This is a genomic window from Natrinema sp. H-ect4 (assembly GCF_041894845.1).
In the GTDB taxonomy this organism is placed as follows: domain Archaea; phylum Halobacteriota; class Halobacteria; order Halobacteriales; family Natrialbaceae; genus Natrinema.
The window spans coordinates 72,083-92,791 of record NZ_JBHDYC010000010.1 but is presented as its reverse complement, the minus strand read 5'-3'; the positions used below and the strand labels follow the sequence as shown (position 1 = coordinate 92,791).

16 protein-coding genes are annotated in these 20,709 nt (G+C 64.8%); 4 read left to right on the top strand and 12 right to left on the bottom strand.

The genetic code is table 11. The features are described 5' to 3' along the window. Positions 1–322: 322 nt before the first annotated feature. From ACEWFR_RS14360 to ACEWFR_RS14340, 5 genes are all read right to left on the bottom strand, one after another. On the bottom strand, positions 323–3,682 hold the full coding sequence (locus tag ACEWFR_RS14360) for a bacterio-opsin activator domain-containing protein (RefSeq protein WP_374061700.1): 3,360 nt from the start codon (positions 3,680–3,682) through the stop codon (positions 323–325). Between the two features lie 277 nt (positions 3,683–3,959). Beyond that, positions 3,960–4,382, bottom strand: a complete 423-nt coding sequence (locus ACEWFR_RS14355; RefSeq protein WP_374061699.1) for a universal stress protein — start codon at positions 4,380–4,382, stop codon at positions 3,960–3,962. A 358-nt stretch (positions 4,383–4,740) separates the two neighbouring features. Further along, entirely contained in the window at positions 4,741–5,436 is a 696-nt protein-coding gene (locus ACEWFR_RS14350) for a cytochrome c biogenesis CcdA family protein (protein WP_374061698.1), read from the bottom strand. Between the two features lie 2 nt (positions 5,437–5,438). Continuing rightward, the gene (locus ACEWFR_RS14345; RefSeq protein ID WP_374061697.1) at positions 5,439–6,008 is read right to left on the bottom strand and encodes a TlpA family protein disulfide reductase; all 570 of its coding nucleotides are present in this window, start codon (positions 6,006–6,008) and stop codon (positions 5,439–5,441) included. 2 nt (positions 6,009–6,010) lie between these two features. Next, on the bottom strand, positions 6,011–6,781 hold the full coding sequence (locus ACEWFR_RS14340) for an SCO family protein (RefSeq protein WP_374061696.1): 771 nt from the start codon (positions 6,779–6,781) through the stop codon (positions 6,011–6,013). Between the two features lie 228 nt (positions 6,782–7,009). On the opposite strand from ACEWFR_RS14340, the gene ACEWFR_RS14335 reads away from it, so the two are divergent. Next, positions 7,010–8,149: an iron transporter gene (locus ACEWFR_RS14335; protein WP_374061695.1), complete on the top strand. Its 1,140-nt coding sequence runs from the start codon at positions 7,010–7,012 to the stop codon at positions 8,147–8,149. 708 nt (positions 8,150–8,857) lie between these two features. Here the strand turns inward: ACEWFR_RS14335 and ACEWFR_RS14330 are convergent. Beyond that, positions 8,858–10,006 carry a M24 family metallopeptidase gene (locus ACEWFR_RS14330; RefSeq protein WP_374061694.1) on the bottom strand — a complete coding sequence of 383 codons (1,149 nt, stop codon included), beginning with the start codon at positions 10,004–10,006 and terminating at the stop codon, positions 8,858–8,860. A gap of 766 nt (positions 10,007–10,772) precedes the next feature. Here ACEWFR_RS14330 and ACEWFR_RS14325 point away from each other — a divergent pair. The 3 genes from ACEWFR_RS14325 (at position 10,773) to ACEWFR_RS14315 (ending at position 14,113) form a co-directional block, all read left to right on the top strand. Further along, positions 10,773–12,464, top strand: coding sequence for a trehalose-6-phosphate synthase (locus tag ACEWFR_RS14325; RefSeq protein WP_374061693.1), 1,692 nt, complete (start codon positions 10,773–10,775; stop codon positions 12,462–12,464). 3 nt (positions 12,465–12,467) lie between these two features. Further along, the gene (otsB, locus tag ACEWFR_RS14320) at positions 12,468–13,316 is read left to right on the top strand and encodes a trehalose-phosphatase (protein WP_374061692.1); all 849 of its coding nucleotides are present in this window, start codon (positions 12,468–12,470) and stop codon (positions 13,314–13,316) included. 449 nt (positions 13,317–13,765) lie between these two features. Next, a complete protein-coding gene (locus tag ACEWFR_RS14315; protein WP_374061691.1) occupies positions 13,766–14,113 on the top strand; it encodes a winged helix-turn-helix domain-containing protein in 348 nt (115 codons plus the stop codon). A gap of 121 nt (positions 14,114–14,234) precedes the next feature. Here ACEWFR_RS14315 and ACEWFR_RS14310 read toward each other — a convergent pair whose 3' ends face one another. The 6 genes from ACEWFR_RS14310 to ACEWFR_RS14285 form a co-directional block, all read right to left on the bottom strand. Further along, entirely contained in the window at positions 14,235–14,987 is a 753-nt protein-coding gene (locus tag ACEWFR_RS14310) for a peptidase M10A and M12B matrixin and adamalysin (protein ID WP_374061690.1), read from the bottom strand. A 147-nt stretch (positions 14,988–15,134) separates the two neighbouring features. Continuing rightward, on the bottom strand, positions 15,135–16,412 hold the full coding sequence (locus ACEWFR_RS14305; RefSeq protein WP_374061689.1) for an RNA-guided endonuclease InsQ/TnpB family protein: 1,278 nt from the start codon (positions 16,410–16,412) through the stop codon (positions 15,135–15,137). Between the two features lie 243 nt (positions 16,413–16,655). Beyond that, entirely contained in the window at positions 16,656–16,922 is a 267-nt protein-coding gene (locus ACEWFR_RS14300; RefSeq protein WP_374061688.1) for a hypothetical protein, read from the bottom strand. 264 nt (positions 16,923–17,186) lie between these two features. Then, a complete protein-coding gene (locus tag ACEWFR_RS14295; RefSeq protein ID WP_374061687.1) occupies positions 17,187–19,196 on the bottom strand; it encodes a bacterio-opsin activator domain-containing protein in 2,010 nt (669 codons plus the stop codon). Positions 19,197–19,408: 212 nt separating this feature from the next. After that, positions 19,409–19,660 (bottom strand): MTH865 family protein, encoded by a 252-nt coding sequence (locus tag ACEWFR_RS14290; RefSeq protein ID WP_098727421.1) that lies wholly within the window; start codon positions 19,658–19,660, stop codon positions 19,409–19,411. Positions 19,661–19,775: 115 nt separating this feature from the next. Next, positions 19,776–20,474: a hypothetical protein gene (locus ACEWFR_RS14285; protein ID WP_374061686.1), complete on the bottom strand. Its 699-nt coding sequence runs from the start codon at positions 20,472–20,474 to the stop codon at positions 19,776–19,778. Positions 20,475–20,709 lie beyond the last annotated feature (235 nt).

Genomic DNA, 20,709 nt, shown 5'->3' with positions numbered 1-20,709 from the left:
CGCTATATACGGAAACGAATCGGGGTCGCCGCTCAATCTATATTCATCTGTCGACGTATTGACTGGCATTGGAACCGGCGGAAAGACGATATTACCGACTCGAACGGCTCGAAGTAAGACGGAAATACCGGGATGATACCGGGTGGTGGCGGCTCGTACGGACTGCTGTCAGTCAGTTTCGGCGCGACCGCGAACCGTCCTGCGATCGCAACGGTACATCGCTGCAGTCGACCCGGTACATCGGCATATGCGCCGGTACATCGCTGCAGTTGACCCGGTACATCGCGGGACACGCGCCGGTACATCGGGACAGCAGACCGTCTCAATCGGCCTCGAGTTCGTCGAACAGCAGTTCGAACAGTTTTCGCTGGGCTAGCCGGAGATGGCGACTGAACGTCGGCTGGGAGATCCCAATCGACTCGGCCACCTCCTCGCCGGTGTGCTCGCGCGGCCACTCGAAAAAGCCGCCGTAGTAGGCCGCCTCGAGCGTCCGTCGCTGTCGCTCTGAGAGGTGCTGGCTCAGATCGTCGAACGGGCGCACCGGCCGGGGCGATCGATCGCGTTTCCGGCGAGCGACCAGTTCCGTGCCGGGATGGGCCCGCTCGAGGTGGTCGAGGAACGAGCGAACGTCGACAGGGTCGCCGAGTTCGATCACGAGCCGGCAGCGACCGTCAACCGGCGTGACGGATCGGAGGATCCCACCGTGCTCCGCGATCGCTCGCGCGACGGTGGGTTCCCGCAGGCCGATTTCGAGGACCGTCCCGCCGGTGTCGCGGTCGACGATCGAAATCGCGTCGACCGCCGACAGCGATCCGATCGTCTCTTGGATCGCGTCCGCATCGCCCCCGTCAACCGTACAGAACACCGTCGATCCGCCCGACGACCGCGGAACGATCGCTCGCACGTCGAGTGGTCGATCGATGCCGCGGGCGATCGATGATAGCGCTTCGGCGTCGTCCCGGATGACGACCTCGAGTTCGGTGATCCGATCGGCGAGCAACGCGCGTTTCGTCTCGATCGCCCCGATCACAGCCCCGGCGATCGAAGCGAGGTGGCGACAGGCGCGGCGAGTTCGATCGTCGAACGCCGACGGTCGGTTCGCATACGCGGTCAGCGTCCCGTATCGGACCCCGTCAGCGGTGAGCGCCACGCCGAGCGCGGACCGGAATCCTCGCTCGAGGAGCCGCCGTCGCCACGACTGGTCCTCGGTCGTCTGCTCGCGCCGATCGATCGAGAGGTCGTCGAGGACGACCGGCTCGCGCGCCGCGGCCGCGGCTTCCGTCGGCGCACCGACATCAGTCTCCAGGGGAACGGTCGTCGACTCGAGGAACTCGCCGTCGCGGCCGACCCACGTCGACGGGACGACTCGTTTGCGACCGTCGTCCGCGTGACCGACCCACGCGAGCCCTATTTCGCCGGCCGACTCGAGCGGGTCCAGGGATACGATCGCTTCACAGAGCCGTCGCTCGACCGCCTCGCGCGTGTCGGCCGCCAGTATCGACTGCCCCGCGTCCCACACCCGTTCCGTCCGCTCGACGACGGCTTCGAGGCGGTCTTGCTCGTGCCGGGACGCCCGGAGGCCGTCGGCACGCTCGAGTGACTCGAGGGCGACGGTCGCGGCGTCCGACACCGCATCGATCGGGTCCGACTCGAGTCCGTCGAACGCCATCGGTTCAGTACTGGTCGCGAGGACCACGGCACGGTTCGCGACCGGGACGGCGAGAACTCGCTCGGCCCGGAGCCCAGCGCGCTCGAGGAGACCCGCCAAGTCCGCCCGCTCGTAGACTGTCAGTCCACCGGTCTCCGGGTGATCGGCCGCTCCGTCATCGTCTGCCTGAGCAATCGCTCCTTCGTTCTCGAGAACATCGGACAGCGGGCTCCCGTCGGGATCGATCGGTGGCGGCTCGAGCGAGCGCTCGTCGCCACCGATGCGCTCCGCCGCCGCGACCGTCGCCGGACGAAAGCGATCGTCTTCGGCGCGATACCAGACGGCTACGTCAGCGCCGGCCAATTCCCGGACGGCACCCGTGGCGGCGTCTCGAACGGCCGACGGCGTCTCGGCCCGGCGGAGCGCGACGAGCGCGCGTCGGATCGACGACAGGGCGGCCCCTCGAGAGCCGCGCCTGTCGCGGACGACACAGAGCGTTCGATCGGGGTCCGAAAGTGGCGCGACGAAGACGTCGACCGCCGGTGACGCATCGGTTTCGAGAACACCCGAAATCGGATCCATCCACCGGATGACCGGTGATCGAGCGCGCTCCCGAATCGTCGTCGCGAGGTCGTCGGCGAACACGTCCTCGAGTTCCCGTCCGACGAGCGCGTCCGCATCGGCGAGATCGAGCAGCGCCGGATTCGCTAGCCGAACCGTCGTCCCCTCGAGGACGGCGATCCCGTCGTCGAGCGCGTCGACGACGGACTCGAGGAGTTCGAGGCGGTCTTCAGTCACCGCGGTCACGGCATCGGGGGGCTGTTCCCGCGCGTGGACCGAGACACCGTCGTCACCGGGGGTAACGGTGACGGCGAGTCGCCCCTCGAGTGGAGGAAGGGCCGTTTCGAGCGTCTCAGCGGAGCCCGTCGTCTCGGCCGCTCGAACGCCGTCGTAGAGCGCCTCGCCGAGCTCGTCGGGAAGGAGGTCCCAGACGACGGTTCCGATCGGGTCGGCGCGGTCGCTCGAGCGCTCCGCAGTGCTCGTCTCGGTCCCAGTTCCCCCGCCGATACCGGTATCGGTGCCGGTGAACAGCGACATCGCGGCGTCGTTCGCATACCGGAGTTCGTCCCGCGGGCCAAGGGTGAAAAACGCGTCCGCGAGCCGGTCGACGCCCGCGCGAATCCCGTCATCGATTGCCGAATCGGCCGCCGAGCCCGCACCGGTTCGGGTGACGACGACCCCCTCGACGGTCGGATCCGCGAGCCGGTTCGTGAGGGTTAGTTCCGAAACCTGCCACGTGCCGTCGGCGTGGCCGAGCCGCGGCGTCACGCGGTCGGTCGTCCCAACCGGCGCGTCGGTCACGAAAGCGAGCGTCTCACGAACCGCCGCCCGATCGTCCGGGTGAACGAGCCGGTCAATCGCCGTTCGCTCGAGTTCGGTCGGCGTGTACCCCATCCGCGACTCGACCGCCGGCGTCGCGTACTCGATGTCGCCGTCCGCGTCGAGCACCCAGACGACCGCGCCGGCGCTCTCGAGGATCGATCGGTAGCGCAGATCGGTTTCCGCCGCGGCCAGACGGAATCGCGCTCGCTCGGCCGCGTTTCTCACTCGAGCGGTCAGCACCGTCGGGGATTCGTCACGAGCGACGACGTCGCTCGCTCCCGCCGCGAGCGCGCGGTCGGCGCAGTCTGGGTCTGTGCCGTCGACGCAGTCAGCACGGTCTGTACGGTCGGCGTCGTCGCCATCGAGGACGGCCACGATCGGCCGGTCGTCGGCTCCGGCGGCGAGACGCTCGAGAAACGTTCCGCTCGGTTCCGATCGTCCGTCGTCGGCCGGGACGAACGGGCAGACGAGACAGTGCACCTCGCGGTCGGCGAGTCGCTCACGGGCCCCCTCGAGCGTTCGCTCCCTGAGTAGCGAAGCGCCATCGAACCGGGCGGCGAGCGTCTCCATCGCATCGTCGGCGGCAGCAGAATCGCCGACGACCAGGACGCAAGGGGCGTCACCGACGACGGTTGCGGTACCATCGCTCACCCAGCGGTCACCTCCAGTCTGGCCCGATTCAGGTCTTGCGCCCCGGGTCGGTACCATCCAGTCTGATCGACATCTGCTCGGTGAATCGTCGGACGATCGGGTACCGAACGAGCGGGTATCGGACGACCGAGAGCACGAGCCGAGCAAGCAGCCACGAAAGGGGCCACAATACCGGCCGGATCGCTCTCCCGCAAGATAACTATGGATCTCGTACCCGCGCGTCGCGGGAGAGTAGGCGGACTCACCACCGGATTCGGAGGTCGTTATGACTGCACTGTTATGATTGCTCTCGAACCGTGAGGACCGGGACCGGCGCGTTCCGGACGATTTCCTCGGCGACGCTGCCCGAGATGAGGTGATCGAGCCCGGATCTGCCGGCCGTCCCAACGATAATCATATCGACCGGATTCGTCTCCGCGAAGTCGACGATCTGTTCTTGGGGGACGCCGTGGCGGATGTCCGTGGTTACGTCGACATCCGCGCGAGTCGCCGACTCCTCGGCCTCCGTGGCGGCCGCGGCGGCCGCCTCCTCCGGATCGTTTCGGAGGCGATCCTGTTGGTCCTCCGCATGCGGGCCGTCCTCCGACACCGAGAGGACATGCAGGGTCGCGTCGAGTTGATTCGCGAGTTCGATCCCGTGATCGGTCGCCCGACGGGCCGCGTCGCTCCCGTCCGTCGCAAGGAGTATATCCTGATACATCGGTTGACTATCCGTTGGAGCGACGCCCGGATACATCCCTGACCTGCCGTTGCCTGCCGGCTATGCGTCGATCGGACTTCCTCAGAACACCACCTCCCACCCGTGCCCGCAGTTCCGGCACTCGAAGCGACGCTTCAACCCCGCATCGGTCACCGATCGATCCGCTTCTTCTCCCGACCCCTCGAGACAGTTCGGGCAACGATACCGGCTCATGCGCTTCTCGCAGCACACAGTCGGACATAAAGAGCCGACTCGTTTCGGGATGATTGAGACCAATTCGTTTCGTTTCACGCGGAACCCGATCGGTCGATCGGACCGCTGAATTCCGGGCCGAATCGTCGCGCTGCGAGCGTCGGCGTCAGAGCAACTCGAGGATCGCGTGATGCAACTCGAAAACGACGATCGCGAGATACAGTTGCCCGATCCCGGCGGCGATCATCACGACTCCCGCGATCCGCTTGAGCAGGCCGGAGTAGGCCGCGAACCGGCCGGCACCGGCGACGAGCCCCATCCCCGTCGCGACGGTCAACGCGATCATGAGCACGACGACGGTACCGACGTACGTTCCCAGGAGGACCATCGCGTCGGTCGTCGACAGCGATAACGCGCGGGTGACGACGCTGATGAACAGCGGCGCGACGCAGCCGGCCGACGCCAGCGCGTAGCCGACGCCGAAGACCCCGAAGCCGAGCGTGCTCGAGCGGCGCTTCGGGAGCGGAATCGTGAGCGACGGCGCGCGCTCGAGGACGATCAACACGCCGAAGCCGATCAGGACGAAGCCGGCGATGGCTTCGAACCACTTGATCGACGACAGCGTCGACTGGCCGACCCAGAACGTCGCCCCGAGCAGGGCGGTAAACGTGACGAGGACGCCGAGCCCCGCGAGCAGGCCGCGGCTCAACGCACCGCCGAGCGACGCCCGCTCGCCGTCGGTCTGACTCACGTAAAAGCCCACGTACCCCGGCAGGAGCGGGTACGCACACGGGGAGAAGAACGTCGCGATCCCGGTCGACAGCGCGAACACGATCGACGTGGTGCCCGTCGCGTCGACCATCCTCACTCGGCCCCGCCCTCGAGGGCGCGTTCGATTCCCGCGACGAGTTCGTCGGCGGTTTTGATGCCGGAATCGTGCCACCGGACGGTCCCCGAGGCGTCGATCGCCACGGCGGACGGATAGGGCGATCCCCAGTATCGGCTGGTGAGCTCCGAGGTCGGGTCGAGGCCGATCGTCCAGTCGCCGTCGTTTTCGTCCCACCACTCGGCGAGCTCCGTCTCGGAAATCGTGTCGCCGACCGGTTCGCTCGTGACGGACAGAAAGAGGACGTCGTCGCCGACTCGGTCGTGGGTCGTGGCGAGGGCGTCCATCTGTTTGATACAGGGATCACACCACGTCGCGAAGAAGTCGATGAACGTCGGTTGATCCGGCGCGGGGACGGTGACAGTGCCGGCTTCGCTTCCCGACGCGTCGACCGTCTCGATCTCGTAGGGCTCATGTTGTCGGCCGACGAGTCCGGACGATCCGTCGGAGTCGTCGTCGAACGAGGGAACGCCGAACGCTGCGACGGCACCGGCACCGGCGACGACGCCCACACTGCCGAGACCGGCGAGGACCTCACGGCGACGCATCGCTACTCGTCCACCCCCACGACCGTTCTCGTGTCTTCGACCATCACCTGGGTGTTCACTGCGTCACGTTGCCTGCTCGCCGTCGGATATGCACGCTCGACGATTCCGCGTTCGTTGACGATCTGGACGAGCGCGGAGTGGGTGAACGTGTACTCGAGGCCATCGGCACCGGACGATTCGTTCCCGGATTCGTTCCCTGCAGCGGTCTCGTTCGTCGACTCGTTATTCGACGACTCTTCGTTTCGCCGAAGCGGGAGCCCGAACGTCTCATTGAGAACCGTCTTGGCCGTCTCGTTGTCCTCGGGGCGGAGGTAATGCCAGTGTCCCGCGTCGGGATCGATCCCTCGCTCTGTACTGTAGGCCCGCAGGGCGTCGGCCGTGTCTCGGTCGGGGTCGAACGTCACCGCGAGCAAGCCGACCTTGTCCTCGTAGCCGCTCTCGATGGCGTCTTCCTGTATCCGAGCGAGGTGCTGGAGGAGCGCGTCACACATGCCGTCCGGACAGGATCCATAAAAATACGTGATGACAAACGGGCGTTCGCCGACGAAATCGTCGCGGGAGACGGTCTCCTCCGCGATCGGATCGGTGAGCGAGAACGAGGGGAACTCCTCGCCATACGTATCATACGAATAATCCGCGTGTTGGGCCTCCTCTTCCGGGGATTCGAGTATCGTATCCGGGTTGGAGTCACCGCCGAGTAGATCACCGAGACAGCCGGCAGCGCTCGTGATCCCCACCGTCCCGAGCGAGCCGAGGTATGTCCGCCGTTCCATAGTTAATTCGATGGAACCCGTAATCAAAGGTTCATTGGTTCGATCGCCGAAGGCGGCCCCCGTGCGTTTCGTTCTCGATATACACACTCGGACGTGCCGCCATCCGCCGCCGATCGAGCGGGCACTCAGAGCGGTGATTCAATTCAGTGAACCGATCGTGAGCCCGTCTCCGGCCATTCGAGTGACGAACCAACAGGCGTTTGATCGCCGATACCCAACCCTCACTCGATGAAACGCCGGGGATTTCTCCGCGGAACAGCAGGGATCGGTGCCGTCGGGACCGCCGGAATCGCCGGACTCGCCGGCTGTCTCGAGCGGCTCGGGTTCGAAGAGGAATCTGCATGGGCGAACCCGCCGCTCGTCGAGAACAGACCCAACGCGGTCTACCTCCCGGCATCACGCGAGGAGATGGGGACTTACGGGACGGCGACCGACGGCGACTACGCGGCCGCGCTGTCATACACTTTTCCCCATCGGTTCTGGACCGTCGAAGCCACCAACGAGGGGAAGACGCTCGTCGAGGTCGACGCCGACGACAGCCTCCACCTCATGGTCTCCGTCTGGGATCGCGAGACGCACACCGCCCTCCCGGCGACCCTGCGCCTCGAGGTGTCTCAGGACGGCGAACCGGTCGACACCGGCACCTCGTCGCCGTGGCCCATGATCTCCCAGCGAATGGGGTTTCACTACGGCGATAACGTCCAGCTTCCCGGGGAGGGTGCGTACACCGTTCGGGTCACCGTCAACCCCGTCACCGGGATCAATCGGACCGGTTCGTTCGAGGGCCGCCTCGAGTCGCCGGGCTCGCTCGAGATCGACTTCGAGTACGCTCGGTCGGACATTCACGACCTCTCGTTCAAGACGATCCCCGAGGAACGGCGGGGGAGTCGCGAGGCGTTATCGCTGATGAGTCACGGCGGCGACGGTGGGGGAGACGGCAATGGTGGGCACAGCGATGGGGCCGGACAACCGCCGATGGGACGGGGAGTGCCGATCGAGGACCTTCCCGGCCAGGTCTTCGACCCCCAGCGCAGCGGTGACGCGACGTTCGCCGCGCTCGTTTCCGACGCCGATCGGTTCACCGACGGGAGTTCCTATCTGGCGATCAGTCCCAGAACGCCGTACAACGACATTGTCCTCCCGTTTACGTCCCTGTCCGCGGCCGTCGAGGGCAGCGGTTCGGTCCGCCAGACCGAACTCGTGGAAGCGCTCGATCACGAGATCGGCCACCACTACGGGGTCGCGATCGACGATCTCGCAGCCGGCGACCGCGTGACGGTCTCGGTCGACTCGCCACCGCAAGTGTCCCGTCACGACGGCTACGAGACGGCGTTTTTCGACTTCGACGAGCTGAGCTACACAGTCTGAGCCGGTTCGATGGCTGAGACGGGCTGAGCCGGTTCGATGGCCGAAACGGTTTGCGATCGTTCATGAGACAGTTCACCACCCGTCTCGAGTCGCACGAGGCGGAGCCACTCGTTGCGATAGTCTCCAGATGTATGTTGTCGATTTCAGCGTGGAAACCACGGCTTTCGGGCGGAACAACGATAAGAGCCGGTCGACCGTCGAAAACCGTTCGCGCCTGGGCTCTGTTTCAGCCCATAAATTCGTTCGTACCGTAACCGATCGATTCGGACCGGATACTGGTAGTTCCTTACGGTTATGATAACTATCGGGGATCGTCGAATACGTCCGAAGCATGTCTCGTACAGGTCACGCAGCCATGGATATCGGGTGTCCGGAGTGTGATACGACGATAGCCGCATCCATCCCGCCAGGCCCGGGAATCCACTCGGAGAGCGATTCGAACCGCCTCCTCGGAAAGGAAACGCAATGCCGGAACTGCGGTCACGAACTCGAGTTGTACTACTACTGAAACGGCGCATCCGCCGGTAGCTCCTGAGACGGGTGTCAGCAGGCGGCCTGTCCCTGCGTTTCGACCGCTGCACGTTTCACTCGTTCTCGCGGTCGGGCCGATGTCTCGGCGAACCGACTATTGGTCGCGTGGGAGCGACCCACACCGGAAACGCGGTGTCCCTCTTCGACGGTGATCGAACCGTCTCCGTTTTCTCCGACTCACTGACCGGTCTCCCAGCCGCGCGGCGTCTCGTTCAACCGCTCGGCACCGTCCTCAGTCACCGCGACGAGATCCTCGATTCTGATGCCGAACTCGTCCTCGAGGTAGATCCCCGGTTCGACGCTGAAGACCATCCCCGGCTCGAGTTCACGGTCGTTGCCCGCCGCGATGTAGGGCGGTTCGTGCACCTCGAGGCCGACCCCGTGACCGGTCCGGTGGACGAAGGCGTCGCCGTAGCCGGCGTCCTCGATAACTGATCGGGCGGCGCGGTCGATCGACCCGGCGGTGACCCCCGGCTCCACGGCGTCGATCGCGGCTCGCTGTGCTTCCCTGACGGTGTCATGGACGCGCTCGTACTCCGCGGGCGGTTCGCCGACGACGATCGTTCGGGTCTGATCGCCCGGATACAGACCGGTTCCCGCCTCGAGATCGGCTGCGACGAATGCACCGAAATCGAGGACGACGGGATCGCCCGATTCGATCTCGCGCGAGCCGCCGTGGTGGTGCGGGCGGGCCCCGTTCGGGCCGCTCGCGACGATCGTCTCGAAGGCCGGTTCCTCGCCGCCGTCCGCTGCGAGCAAACGGTCGATCTCGGCCGCCAGTTCGGCTTCGGTCATCCCAAGCAGTTCGTCACCGCGCTCGCGAATCGCGAGCGAAACGCGATCCGCGAGTTCGCCGGCCCGGCGGAGCGCCGCGAGTTCGACCTCGTCCTTGCGGATCCGCAACGGCTCGAGGACGGTACTCGCGAGCCCGAACTCGGCGTCGGGGAGCAGTTCTCGGAGGTCCTGCGTGAACGTCGCCCACATTCGATCGTCGACGAGCACGGTCGCCGGGTCGGTGCCGCCCAGCAAATCGGCTTCCAAAACGGTCTCGACGACCTCGAGCGGGTCGTCGGAATCGGTCCAGTATCGCAGGTGCAGGTCCTCGATCGGCAGGTCGGAGAGTTCGGCCCCGTACATCGCCGGCGCGACGAGCGCGGGATCGCCGCGCGCGGGAACGAACAGCAACAGGTGCCGTTCGGACGGCGATTCCGCGAATCCGGTCAGATAGGTCAGATTCGGGCTCGGGAAACAGACCGTCAGGTCGGCTCCGGCCGCCGCGAGGCGATCCTGACAGGCCGCGATTCGTGTTTCGAACGGCGGTTTCATGGAGTGGGGTTCACTCGAGCGAGAAATCAACGTTTGGTTGCCGAAACGAGCGCGGGAGAGGGCGGTATGCACGCCGGAGGTCGGCGTCCCGGTCGTGGCTCGAGGAGTCGGACGCGGCGAAACCGCCGATCCGGAGGACCACCAGCGTCTCAGCGTCCGTCGATCGAAGTGACCCTCGATGGAGGGTGTGAATGGAGTAGTGGATTTCGCCGGGAATGGATGGAAAAGAGCGCCCCGCTATCGTGGCAACACGGAATCGCCACGCCCTCCCCAGCCGATTTCTCCTCACGGGCGCGCAGCGCCCGTCTGCTCACGGCGGCTCCGCCGCCGTTCGCATGGTATGCGAAACCTCCGGTCTCGCACTATTCGCATGGTTCGCGGGACCTCCGGTCCCGCGCTATTCGCTTTCGAGGCACTCCCTCCGTCTTCGCGCGGCGTTGCCGCGCGAATGGTCTGTGAGACCAGCGGTCTCGCACTAGTCGCGCCTCGCCGCCAGCGCGCGCCACCGCACGCCGGGTGACTGGTCTGGAGCGATACGCTGCGTCCCTTTATCGAGCACCGCTTGCGAATCACAGAGTCGAATCAGTCCCGAGCGATCCGTTGGCGGACCGTAACGACCTCGCCGCCAGCACCGGGTTAGTGCTGATCGACGACTGTCTCCTCGAGCGAATAGTCGGCCGGACGCGAGTAGTAGCGGGAACCTATTAGCGTCCCTGCGGTCGCAGGCCGCGAAGCAACCAGTCGGGGCGCTCTGTTGTTTCAGCGAATGCGAGTTACCGAGCGGTTGTCGTCGATGCCTGTGCACAGTCGACAGCTTCGGGCCGACGGCCGCGGACGAGCGGACGAAACGTCCGACGACGACGGCCCCACCTGTCCCGGTTCGTTGATCGTGGTCTCGAACCGGCAACCGTATCGTCACGAGTACGAAGACGAGCCGACCGCGGAACGGGCGTCCGATCCCGCGGACACCGACGAGAGCCCGCCAGCGGGAACGAACGGCGGGGCGCAGACGGGAACACAGCGGTCCATCACGGTCGACGAACCGACCGGTGGGCTGACCGCTGGCCTCGATCCCGTGGTTCAGGCAACCGACGGGACCTGGATCGCCTGGGGCGACGGCGACGCCGACTTCGCAGTCACGGACGAGCGAAACTGCGTTGCCGTCCCGCCGGACGAGGAGGCGTACACGCTCCAACGGCTCGAGCTATCCGAGGAGGCGGTCGAGTCCTACTACTACGGATTCAGTAATCGCGTGCTCTGGCCGCTCTGTCACGGCTTTCCCGACCTGATCGAGGACCGAACGAACGACTTCGAGTGGTATCGGACGGTCAACGAACAATTCGCCGACGCGGTCGGCGAGCACGCCGAGGACGACTCGGTGATCTGGCTGCAGGACTACCACCTCGCGCTCGCACCACGGATGATCCGGGAGTCGGTCCCCGAGAGCGCGACCGTCGCCCACTTCTGGCACATCCCATGGCCGACGCCGGAAACCTTCCAGCGCTGTCCCGCCGGTGACCACGTCCTCGAGGGGCTGCTCGGGAACGATCTGCTGGGCTTTCACGTCGATCGGTACGCCGATCAGTTCCTGCAGTGCGTCGATCAGTTCCTGCCGAGTGCGTCCGTCGACTTCGCTCGTCGAACGATCCGGTACGACGGGCGGACGACCCGCGTCGTCGCGACACCGATGGGCGTCGACGCCGAATCGTACGACCGGGACGCACGATCGGCCGATCTGGACCGCCTCTCCGCCCTGTTCGAGGAGTACGGGATCCCGGAGGGGACCGCGGTCGGACTGGGGCTCGACCGCCTCGACTACAGCAAGGGGATTCCGGAGCGGTTGGCGGCGCTCGAGCGGTTCTTCGAGCGGAAGCCGGACTGGCGCGGCGAGTTCACGTTCATTCAGAAGGCGACGCCCTCCCGGACAGATATCGAGACCTACGAACGCTACGGCGAACTCGTCCGCAGCGAGGTCCAGCGGATCAATCGACGCTTCGAGACCGCCGACTGGCGGCCGATCGTCTACACGGAGGACGTGTTGCCGCGCGAGGACATCTGTGCGCTCTATCGACACGCGGACGTGATGGTCGTAAGTCCGCTGATCGACGGGATGAATCTGGTCGCACAGGAGTACATCGCCGCGAGCGTCGACGGGGACTCCACATTGTTGCTGAGCGACCGAACCGGAGCCCACGAGCAGTTCGGTTCGCACGCACTGACGATCGATCCGACCGATACCGACGGTTTCGCGGCCCAGATCGAGCACGCACTCTCCCTATCCCCATACGAACGCCAACGGCGAATGAACACGCTTCGTCAGCGCGTCTTCGATGGGGACATCGAGTCGTGGATGGAGACGCAATTCGACTGGATCCGACGCGTCCACGACGATTCCCGGACGACCGAACCGCGGTCCGAACGCGATTCGGACTCCCGCGAACCCACGCCACCAATATAGTCGATGACGAGGACCGAGTCACCGCCGCGGCCGATCGACGAGCATCTGCCCCGGATTCGAGAAACACTCGAGCGGGCGGAGGGGTTGCTCGTCTGTCTGGATTTCGACGGCACGCTCGCGCCGATCGTCGAGGATCCGGACGCCGCGGTTCCGACCGAACAGAATCGGTCTGCGGTAGCGACGCTGGCAAACACGCCGTCGGTGACGACGGCAGTCGTCAGCGGTCGCGCCCTGACGGACGTTCGCGAGCGCGTCGACGGACCGGCGATCTACGCCGGAAACCACGGCCTCGAGCTCGTGCGCACGGGAACGATCGCCGTCCATCCGGTCGCGCGAAAGCGCGCCGCCCGCCTCGAGCGGATCTGCGCCATCCTCGAGACCGCGCTTCGCACCGTTCCGAACTGCCGGATCGAAAACAAGCGCCTGACCGGGACGGTCCACTTCAGATCCGTGCCGCCGGCCGCCGAACCGATCGCCCGCCGCATCACCCGCGAGGTGGTCGAGCGATTCGGCGGCGACGCCCTCGAGATTTCGGCGGGGAAACGGATCCTCGAGATCGGACCGGCGTTCCCGTGGGGAAAGGGCAACGCCGTCGAACTGATCGCCGCGGACGAACCGCCGGCGACCGCCAGCATATATATCGGGGACGACGTCACCGACGAGTCGGCGTTCCAGGCGGTCGAACCGGACGGGATCGGGGTCCGGGTTGGTGACGACGCCCCCTCGAGCGCGTCCTGTCGGGTCGAGTCGCCAGCCGAGGTCGCGTCGTTTCTCTCGTGGCTGGGATCGACCGGAGCCGATCTGGTCGCTCGCTCCGACGTGTCCACTGCGACTCCCATCGAGGCCCGATAGCGGTTCCGAGGAGAGAGACTCACGATCCGCGCCGCGGTCGGAAAGACCACGACCATCACGAGCCACACCGCCGCCACTATCGAACCAACTGAAATGAATGCGCGCCCGATCGCACGACGGACGCGCGGTTCGGAGCGAACGCGGTTCGGAGCGAACGCGGTTCGGAGCGGGCGCGGTTCGGAGCGAACGTAGTGAGCGAGAACCGCGGGGATGCGAACGGCGAGCAAAGCGAGCCGTGAGCGAACGTAGTGAGCGAGAACCGCGGACTGTGTGCTCGGTGTGTGAATCGTCGCAGTTGTCGGGCTAGTTACCGCCACGAGTCATCGCGTCGGACCACCGGCTCCGTGATAGTGGGCTTGCCAAAACGAATAACTGAAGGATATACGCATGTTCGAGCCGAAAGTATTAGTTACCACTGGAAATATAGTACGGTACGAGAGTGAAAGAGAGTGAAACTCAGACAACCAACTGATTTCCTGATCCTCGAGGCGCTCGAGGACAAGGGTCGCAACGTCGCAACGAATCTGGCCGCGCACACGGGGAAAAGCCGGAAGAACATCAATACCAGACTGCCGGTGCTAGAAGACTACGGTCTCGTCCGCAAGATCGGCCCCGCAGAGCGGTCCGGGCTGTACGAGATCTCCTCGACGGGGAAGGCGGCGCTGATCTACCAGGACCAGTACGACGAAGCCGACGACTTCGAGGCGCTCATCGAAGGACCAAGCGCCGGCACAGAGCAGGGCGATCCACAGGCGAGTTTCGCCCGCGGTGAAACCGACGACGAATCCGACGAATAACCTGACGACGCGGTCCGTATTCGACCGCTTCACTCCGTCTCGAGTCGGCGTCGTAACGAGTTCCGCGACGGCGGGTCGGTCGCGGCATCCGGTCGATAGTCACTACTGTGTTCCGTGCGAGTCAGAAGGGAACTTCGCCGTCGTAGTCCGCGAGACGGCGGCGGGCACAGGTCGAAAAGGCGAAGCTGAGCGTCCGTTTCCGGTCTGCAGCGGCGGGGATCGCCGACCCACACGGCGATGCGTCGCTCTTGTACTCGGGATCCCACGCGTAACTGCTGAGCATCGGCGTCGCGGTCAGGGCACCGTCGGACACGAACGCGACGCCGTCTTCGTGGTTCAGACCGAGCGCGTGTCCGATCTCGTGGAGGAGGACCTGCATCGTCCGCACCGGCGTCGTGTTCGGCGCGATCGCGCGGGCGTCGTCGGTGACCACGTCGTCGAACGACTCGAGGGCGGCGAGATGTCGAGCCCCGCCGACCGATGCGATGTGAGGCACGCCGTATCCGGTTGGAGCCTGTTTCATCCCCCCGTCGGTCACCAGCAGGTTGACGTCCGACGCGGGCTCGAGGTTGCGCCCGCCGAGCGTCCCCGACGCGACTGCCACGGGCCACTCCCCGCGGCGAGTGAGGCGTGCGGCGTCTTCGGTCGAAACCGAGACGGTCCCGCCGATCGAAGCCTCGAGCGTCCAGTACTCGAGGGAGAGGGTTTCGTCGAGATACGATCGAATCCGATCGCCGACCCCGTCGTAGGTCGCGGCCTGTTCGGAGAGCCAGATCCGCACCTCGAGCGTGTCGCTTGTCCTCCGTGTCGCATACGCCAGCGTGCCGAGCGAGGCCGTCGATCCGATCGTCCCGAGGAACACACGGCGTTTCACGAGCGTGCGTCTCGCAACGAGGTCGGAGTGTCTGCGGGTGTCTATGGACACGCGTTAACTGTTGGTCGCTCCCTGCGATACGGACCACGTTGACGTCCTCCCCGCGCTGAAGCGCGAGGATTCCCGACCGCGTTGGGATATTAAGGTCTACGAGCGGACTTGTTCTTGAGGTACGAACGAGCCAGTTTCCTTGTCAAACAAGACTGTCGAAGGCTGCGCCAACCAGCCGTTACTCCTATCCGCGGCCGAAACAGCCGACGGACTCAGAGGTACTTGCCGAATATTCTCCGCCCCGTTCACATCCGCATTCGCAACCAACTCACACGAATCACATACGTACAACCCACGCTCCACACGATTCGAATCCCGCTCCCGCCCACAACACGAGCACGTTTTCGACGTGTCACGCTCGGACACAGGGTTCACCTCGACACCCTGCATCTCAGCCTTGTACGTGAGAATGTTCGTGAACCGGTCGAACGCCCAGCCATGCAAATCAAGATTGCCGTGCGTTCCCCAGTTTTTCACTTCGTCATCTTCGTCTTCACGAACTCCACTCAAGTCACCGATAGTGATGGAACCCACTCGTTTCTCCACACACCGTTCGACGATGTGTTTCGAGAGAGCGTGGAAGTAGTGAGTGCGGCGATTCGACCACTTACGGTGGAGTTGCTCTGCCCGCTCCGACGAAGAGTCATCGCAGTTCGCGATGTGCTTGCCGAAGTAGTAGCCGTCTTCTTTCAGACAGCCAAGCGGGTACAATTCCGCGGTTTCATCTTCGTAGGCAAGTGCAGCAAACGTGCAAATGCCGAGGTCGATTCCGACGGTTGATTCGCCGGGGGCGTCGGCGACTTCGATTTCGACGCGGCAGACGAAGTGGAGTTCCCACTTGTCGCCCGTCCATACCGCGCGGACTTGTTGAACACTCTCTACGGTAGGGAGGTCGACATCCGGCCGCGTTTCGTACTCACAGAGTGCGAAGTCGGACCAGTAGTCTTTCGTGTTCTTGCCTTTGGAGAGGCGGACGCGGTTGTTTTCTGTGTCAAGTTTGAACCCTTTATTTTTGAACGTGATGGTGGAGCGTGGGTGTTCGTCGCCGTGTTTGCGGTAGCCGGGTGGATTGGCTCGGGTGTCTCCGTTGGTTCGCTTGCTGTACCATGAGTGGAACGCTTCAGCGAGCTCTTGCAGAATTCGCTGACTTGACTGCGAGTGTAGGTCATCATAGCGTTCGTGGTTCTTGAGGTACGCGGTGAGTTCGTCGTGTTCTGGAATGTGTTCGATTTCGTCCCAGACGCGTTGAACGGTCCATCGTCCAACATTCCAGAGTTTGGAGCCGGAGAACCCGAGGGCGTCAAGGTCGCCCTCCACTTGCGAGTGGTTGCGGAGACTCGCTTTGAAAGTGCGTGGGACGACCTTATTCGCCATGCACAACATATGACAGTATAGTTACTTGAAGGTTTGGTTTCGTGTTTGCGTGGAATATCCAGTCGTGCCATCGTCAGTGGATAGCGTCACCGTGCGACGGCGCGTATCCCCGCCGTGAACGGCGAGGCTTTGCGCCTGCTCAATCCGTAACCGATACGGCCGCCTCGAAGTGCGTGCCGGGGTCCGGTCACGTGCGGTACCAAGGGCCATACAGACGGGATCCGAGCGTTCGGCCGACGCGACTTACCGCGGCGGCACGCGCCGAGTATCGACGACGCGGGCACGGCGCTCGATGACGCGGATCTCGAGCCCATCGGGAAGTTCGTCCGGGTCGGTCGGTGTGAGCATGAGCAACGCGTTGTCCGCAATTTCGACCAGTCGTCGATGCGGTGCGCGCTGGTACATACAAACCGTCCACTCGCCGTCCCGGAGCCGTCGTCTGACCTGCCAGTCGGTGTAGTACCGACCGTCCGACCCCTCGAAAACGGTCTCGAACGGGAGCGCTACCACGAGTTCGATCCCCCTCGCTCTCGAGAGTCGGGACTTCCGTGCGAGCCGGCAACGGCGTGGGCGATTCGAGCGGCCCCGGTCATTCCTACAGCATCGAACGACCGTCACGCACGTTGGCACTCGGATTCATATGGACGACGTTTAAGCGAACAGTACTTTCAACCGAGTGTGATAGTCAGAGACACGCGAATTCGCTGGTTAACAGACCGCCGACTACAGTTGTGAGACGCTTCACGACTCGGTCGAGTTCACCGCTGAGAACGACTACTCAGGGGTTCTGCCATCCTCGAAGAACTCACCGAGAATCGATTTGAGTCCCTTTCGCAGGTGCTGGTGCATCGTCGGCGGCGAGATGTCCATCGCGTCGGCGATATCCTCGCCGGTACTCTCGCGCGGCCAGTCGAAGAACCCGCTGTAGTAGGCAAGTCGCAACGTCGTGAGCTGGCGGTCAGTGAGCCCGTCGAGGATTCGGTTCCGTCGTTCGGCCGCCGTCCTGACCGGTCGATCCACTTCCCGTCTGGCGACGAGTTCGGTGTTCTCGTAGATCACAGTCAGCGCCTCCGCGATCTCCCTGATATCGGCATCTTGTGAGACCTCGACCAGACAGGTTCCGACCCCGCCCTCGACAGAGACATCCCGGATCGTCGCGCCGTGGTTCGTGAGCGTCCGGATCCCAGACTGCGACAGCCGCATCTCGATCGTACAGCCCTCCTCACCGTCGTGGATGAGCCGACACTCTTCGACCGAGTCGTGGGCCGCCGCCTCCTCGAGCACCGTCTCGCCGTCCAGCCCGTCGATCGTCACGTACTGGAACGTGCGTCCGCCGGCGGTCGTGCCGGCCCACTCGAGCGCGCAAGTACAGCCGTACTTCGTCGAGAGGTCAAACGAGAACGTGTCGCCGCCGTCGATTCGGAACTCGAGTTCGACGACGGAGTCGGCGAAGAGTAGCTGACGGTTCTTGACTGCCATGATCGTAAAGCCGATCGTCTCGCCGAGCAGTCTGAACCCGGCCCGCTCGCGCTCGCTGAAGGCGTCGTCGCGACTCGCGAGCACGGTAAGCACGCCGTAGGTCGCGTCTTCGTGCGTGATGGGGACGGCGATCGCAGACCTGACGTCGTCCTCACGGGCCGCCGCCCGCAATTCGTCGGGAATCGACTCGTCCTCGAGAATGCGGTTCGTCGTCCGTAACTCGCCGGTTTGTGCCGCCTTCGCGACCGGGTTATCGTGATCGTCACCGGGATACTCGCGAATGCGCTCGAGGACGGTCTCCGCCTCGCCCGCGCCGGTCCGGTAGGACAGTCGCCCGTCCCCGGTCCGTTCGGCGATCCACGAGCCGCAGTACAGCTCCGAGTCGACGAGTTGCTCGCAGACCTCGCGTTCGATGGCGTCTCTGGCCGGGGCCTCGACCAGCGTCTCGATAACTCGTCGGACGACTGCGTTGATCCGGTTGAGCGTCTCGAGTTGGTCCTGTCGCGAGCGGAGTTGCCGCTCGCGCTCGACGCGTTCGGTGATATCCCGCGCCAGCCAGACGACGGCGTGCCGGCCCTGAACCCGTTCGTCGATCGGGACGACGCGAGCCTCGAACTGTCGGCGGCCGTCGGTCGTGTCCGCCTCGTACTCGACCGACTGGACGTCGTCGGTTCGGATCGCCCGATCGACACACTCCTGTAACTTCGCGGCGACCGCGTCGGGGAACGCGTCATCGAGTGTGGTTCCGACGAGGTCGTCCGCCGGCATCGAGTACAGATCCGCGGATTCGGACCGAACCTTCGCCTCGAGATACGTGCCGTTCTCGCCGATGACGAAGGCTTCGTCGGGCAGTTCGTTCGCGAGGATGTGATGGTATCGGTCGTCGCTGCCGTCCGCTGGAACCGAGGTGGAAGATCGGACCGTCGAGACGATCCGATCGATCGGGTCCTCGTCGCGCGTCGTCGGCACGTACTCGGTCGCGTCGGCCCGGAACGCGACCGTGGCGAGTCGTTCGGTGCCCTCGCGTGGCACAACGATCGTCGGCACGCCAGCCAGGCTGGCGTGGACTCGCCGGAGCACGGTTTCTATCTCGCCGGGACAGTCGAGTTCGATGACGACGGCACTCGGCGTAATCGATGCCGGCTCGTCGTCGCGTCGCTCCATCGCCGACTCGAGATCCGCGCTCGCGGGCACCGTTCGAACGTCGTTCTCGGTGGCCCGCTCGAGGCGGGGCCGAAGACGGCTCTCCTGGCCCCGCGCGTCAGTTACGATGATGATCGGTCTCGTTCGATGTGCAGCGTTCATCCGTGTATCCCCGTCCGCAACCTGATCGGTCCGTTTCCGCACTCCTTTATCCCCCAACTACGCTGTGAAATAAAAATCTGCTGGTCGTCGTTCGACCGGCAGACACCTCACGGCCGGTGATCGATGCACCGTATCCCAGCGCGCCGACACGGTGGGTCTCGGGTGTGTCAGGCTGGCAGGAGTCCCCGAGCTGTGAGACACAGGAGTCCGTCTCACAGCTCGTCCGCCGCTTTCAGTTCCGCGATCAGGTCGTCGACGAGGGAGTCGACGTCCTCGTAGGGGAATTCCCCGCCGTCAGTTGTGGCGTTGAGCTCCATCGCGGTCATCGAGAAGTCGCCGCACTCGAACCTCGTCCCTGGCCCGTCGGGCAGCGCCGGCACGAGTTCCATCGGACCCGAAACCGGATAGTCGGCGTTCTCGAACGCGTCGATCAGCTGTTCGCGGAGTTCGGCTTCGTCTGTCATGAGATTGTGTTTCCGCGCGGACACCAATAACTCTACAGGGAGCCCGTCGACCGGTCGGCGATCGCGATTCGCGATCAGACCCGGTCACGGACGGCCACTCACCGGACGCAAGCGACTAGAGCCGTCGCATGAACTCGGGGAGGATCCCCCGCTCACTCGAGTCGGTCGCCGCGGCCGGCTCGGCACCGGGCGAGTCTATCTCTGCGTCGCCGGTGTCCTGGAACGAGTTGGGATCCCCATCACCGGCGCTCCCTGAGCCGGCCGACGTGCCGTCGGGTTCGGCTGGGGTCCCGCCGTTTGTTCCCGCCGTGGCTGTTCCGTTCGATGCGTCGGACTCGGCGTCGATGGTCGCCTGGAACTCGGCTTCGGATTCGGGACCGAAGTAGTAGGGGTCGGCGGGAAGCGAGCCCCGGAGGCGGACGTTCGCGTAGCCGGCCAGCGCCAGCGCGGGAACGAACAGCGGCTCGATCCCGAACAACGTCGGTCCGGCGGTCAGGATGACGAGAAAGACCGACAGCGGCGAGTAGAGGAAAAAGGCGACGACCCGGAAGGCGTCACCGACGTAGCCGTCGACGACGTACGCGTAGAGTCCGTACGCACCGACCAGCAGGCCGACGTCGGCGTAGAGCCCGACAAGCAGTCCGACGTCACCCGCGACGAATCCGTGGATGTGGACTGCGATCGCACCCGTAAGTACCGTCGTTCTGTTGACGTAGGTCTCGTCGAGCGCCATCCCGAACACGAGCACCGAGAGCTGGATCAGCGGGGCCGCAATCCACCACGGGAGGGAACTGAAGAGAACGCCATAAGACACGATTACACCCACTCGTCCGAGTGGAGTCGGCCCCGTACCTTTAACGTTCGTTCCGTTTCGAGACTCGATACGAGCCCCGACGGTCGGCGGGTACGACGATCGACTGACTGGTACGACGACGACCGACTGGTACGACGACCGACGGGCTCGAGTACGTGTCTGCGTGCGTCGGCGCTCGAGCCGTCGCTCGTCACGAGACGCCGCCGTTCGACGGACGCTCGTCACGGTCAGACGC

Bases quoted from the DNA above. Each gene is read 5' to 3' on its own strand.
- ACEWFR_RS14305 (WP_374061689.1), bottom strand. From the start codon at position 16,412: ATGGCGAATAAGGTCGTCCCACGCACTTTCAAAGCGAGTCTCCGCAAC.
- ACEWFR_RS14290 (WP_098727421.1), bottom strand. From the start codon at position 19,660: ATGACAGACGAAGCCGAACTCCGCGAACAGCTGATCGACGCGTTCGAG.
- ACEWFR_RS14345 (WP_374061697.1), bottom strand. From the start codon at position 6,008: ATGCGTCGCCGTGAGGTCCTCGCCGGTCTCGGCAGTGTGGGCGTCGTC.
- ACEWFR_RS14295 (WP_374061687.1), bottom strand. From the start codon at position 19,196: ATGAACGCTGCACATCGAACGAGACCGATCATCATCGTAACTGACGCG.
- ACEWFR_RS14330 (WP_374061694.1), bottom strand. From the start codon at position 10,006: ATGAAACCGCCGTTCGAAACACGAATCGCGGCCTGTCAGGATCGCCTC.
- ACEWFR_RS14325 (WP_374061693.1), top strand. From the start codon at position 10,773: ATGCGAGTTACCGAGCGGTTGTCGTCGATGCCTGTGCACAGTCGACAG.
- ACEWFR_RS14335 (WP_374061695.1), top strand. From the start codon at position 7,010: ATGAAACGCCGGGGATTTCTCCGCGGAACAGCAGGGATCGGTGCCGTC.
- otsB (WP_374061692.1), top strand. From the start codon at position 12,468: ATGACGAGGACCGAGTCACCGCCGCGGCCGATCGACGAGCATCTGCCC.
- ACEWFR_RS14340 (WP_374061696.1), bottom strand. From the start codon at position 6,781: ATGGAACGGCGGACATACCTCGGCTCGCTCGGGACGGTGGGGATCACG.
- ACEWFR_RS14350 (WP_374061698.1), bottom strand. From the start codon at position 5,436: ATGGTCGACGCGACGGGCACCACGTCGATCGTGTTCGCGCTGTCGACC.
- ACEWFR_RS14355 (WP_374061699.1), bottom strand. From the start codon at position 4,382: ATGTATCAGGATATACTCCTTGCGACGGACGGGAGCGACGCGGCCCGT.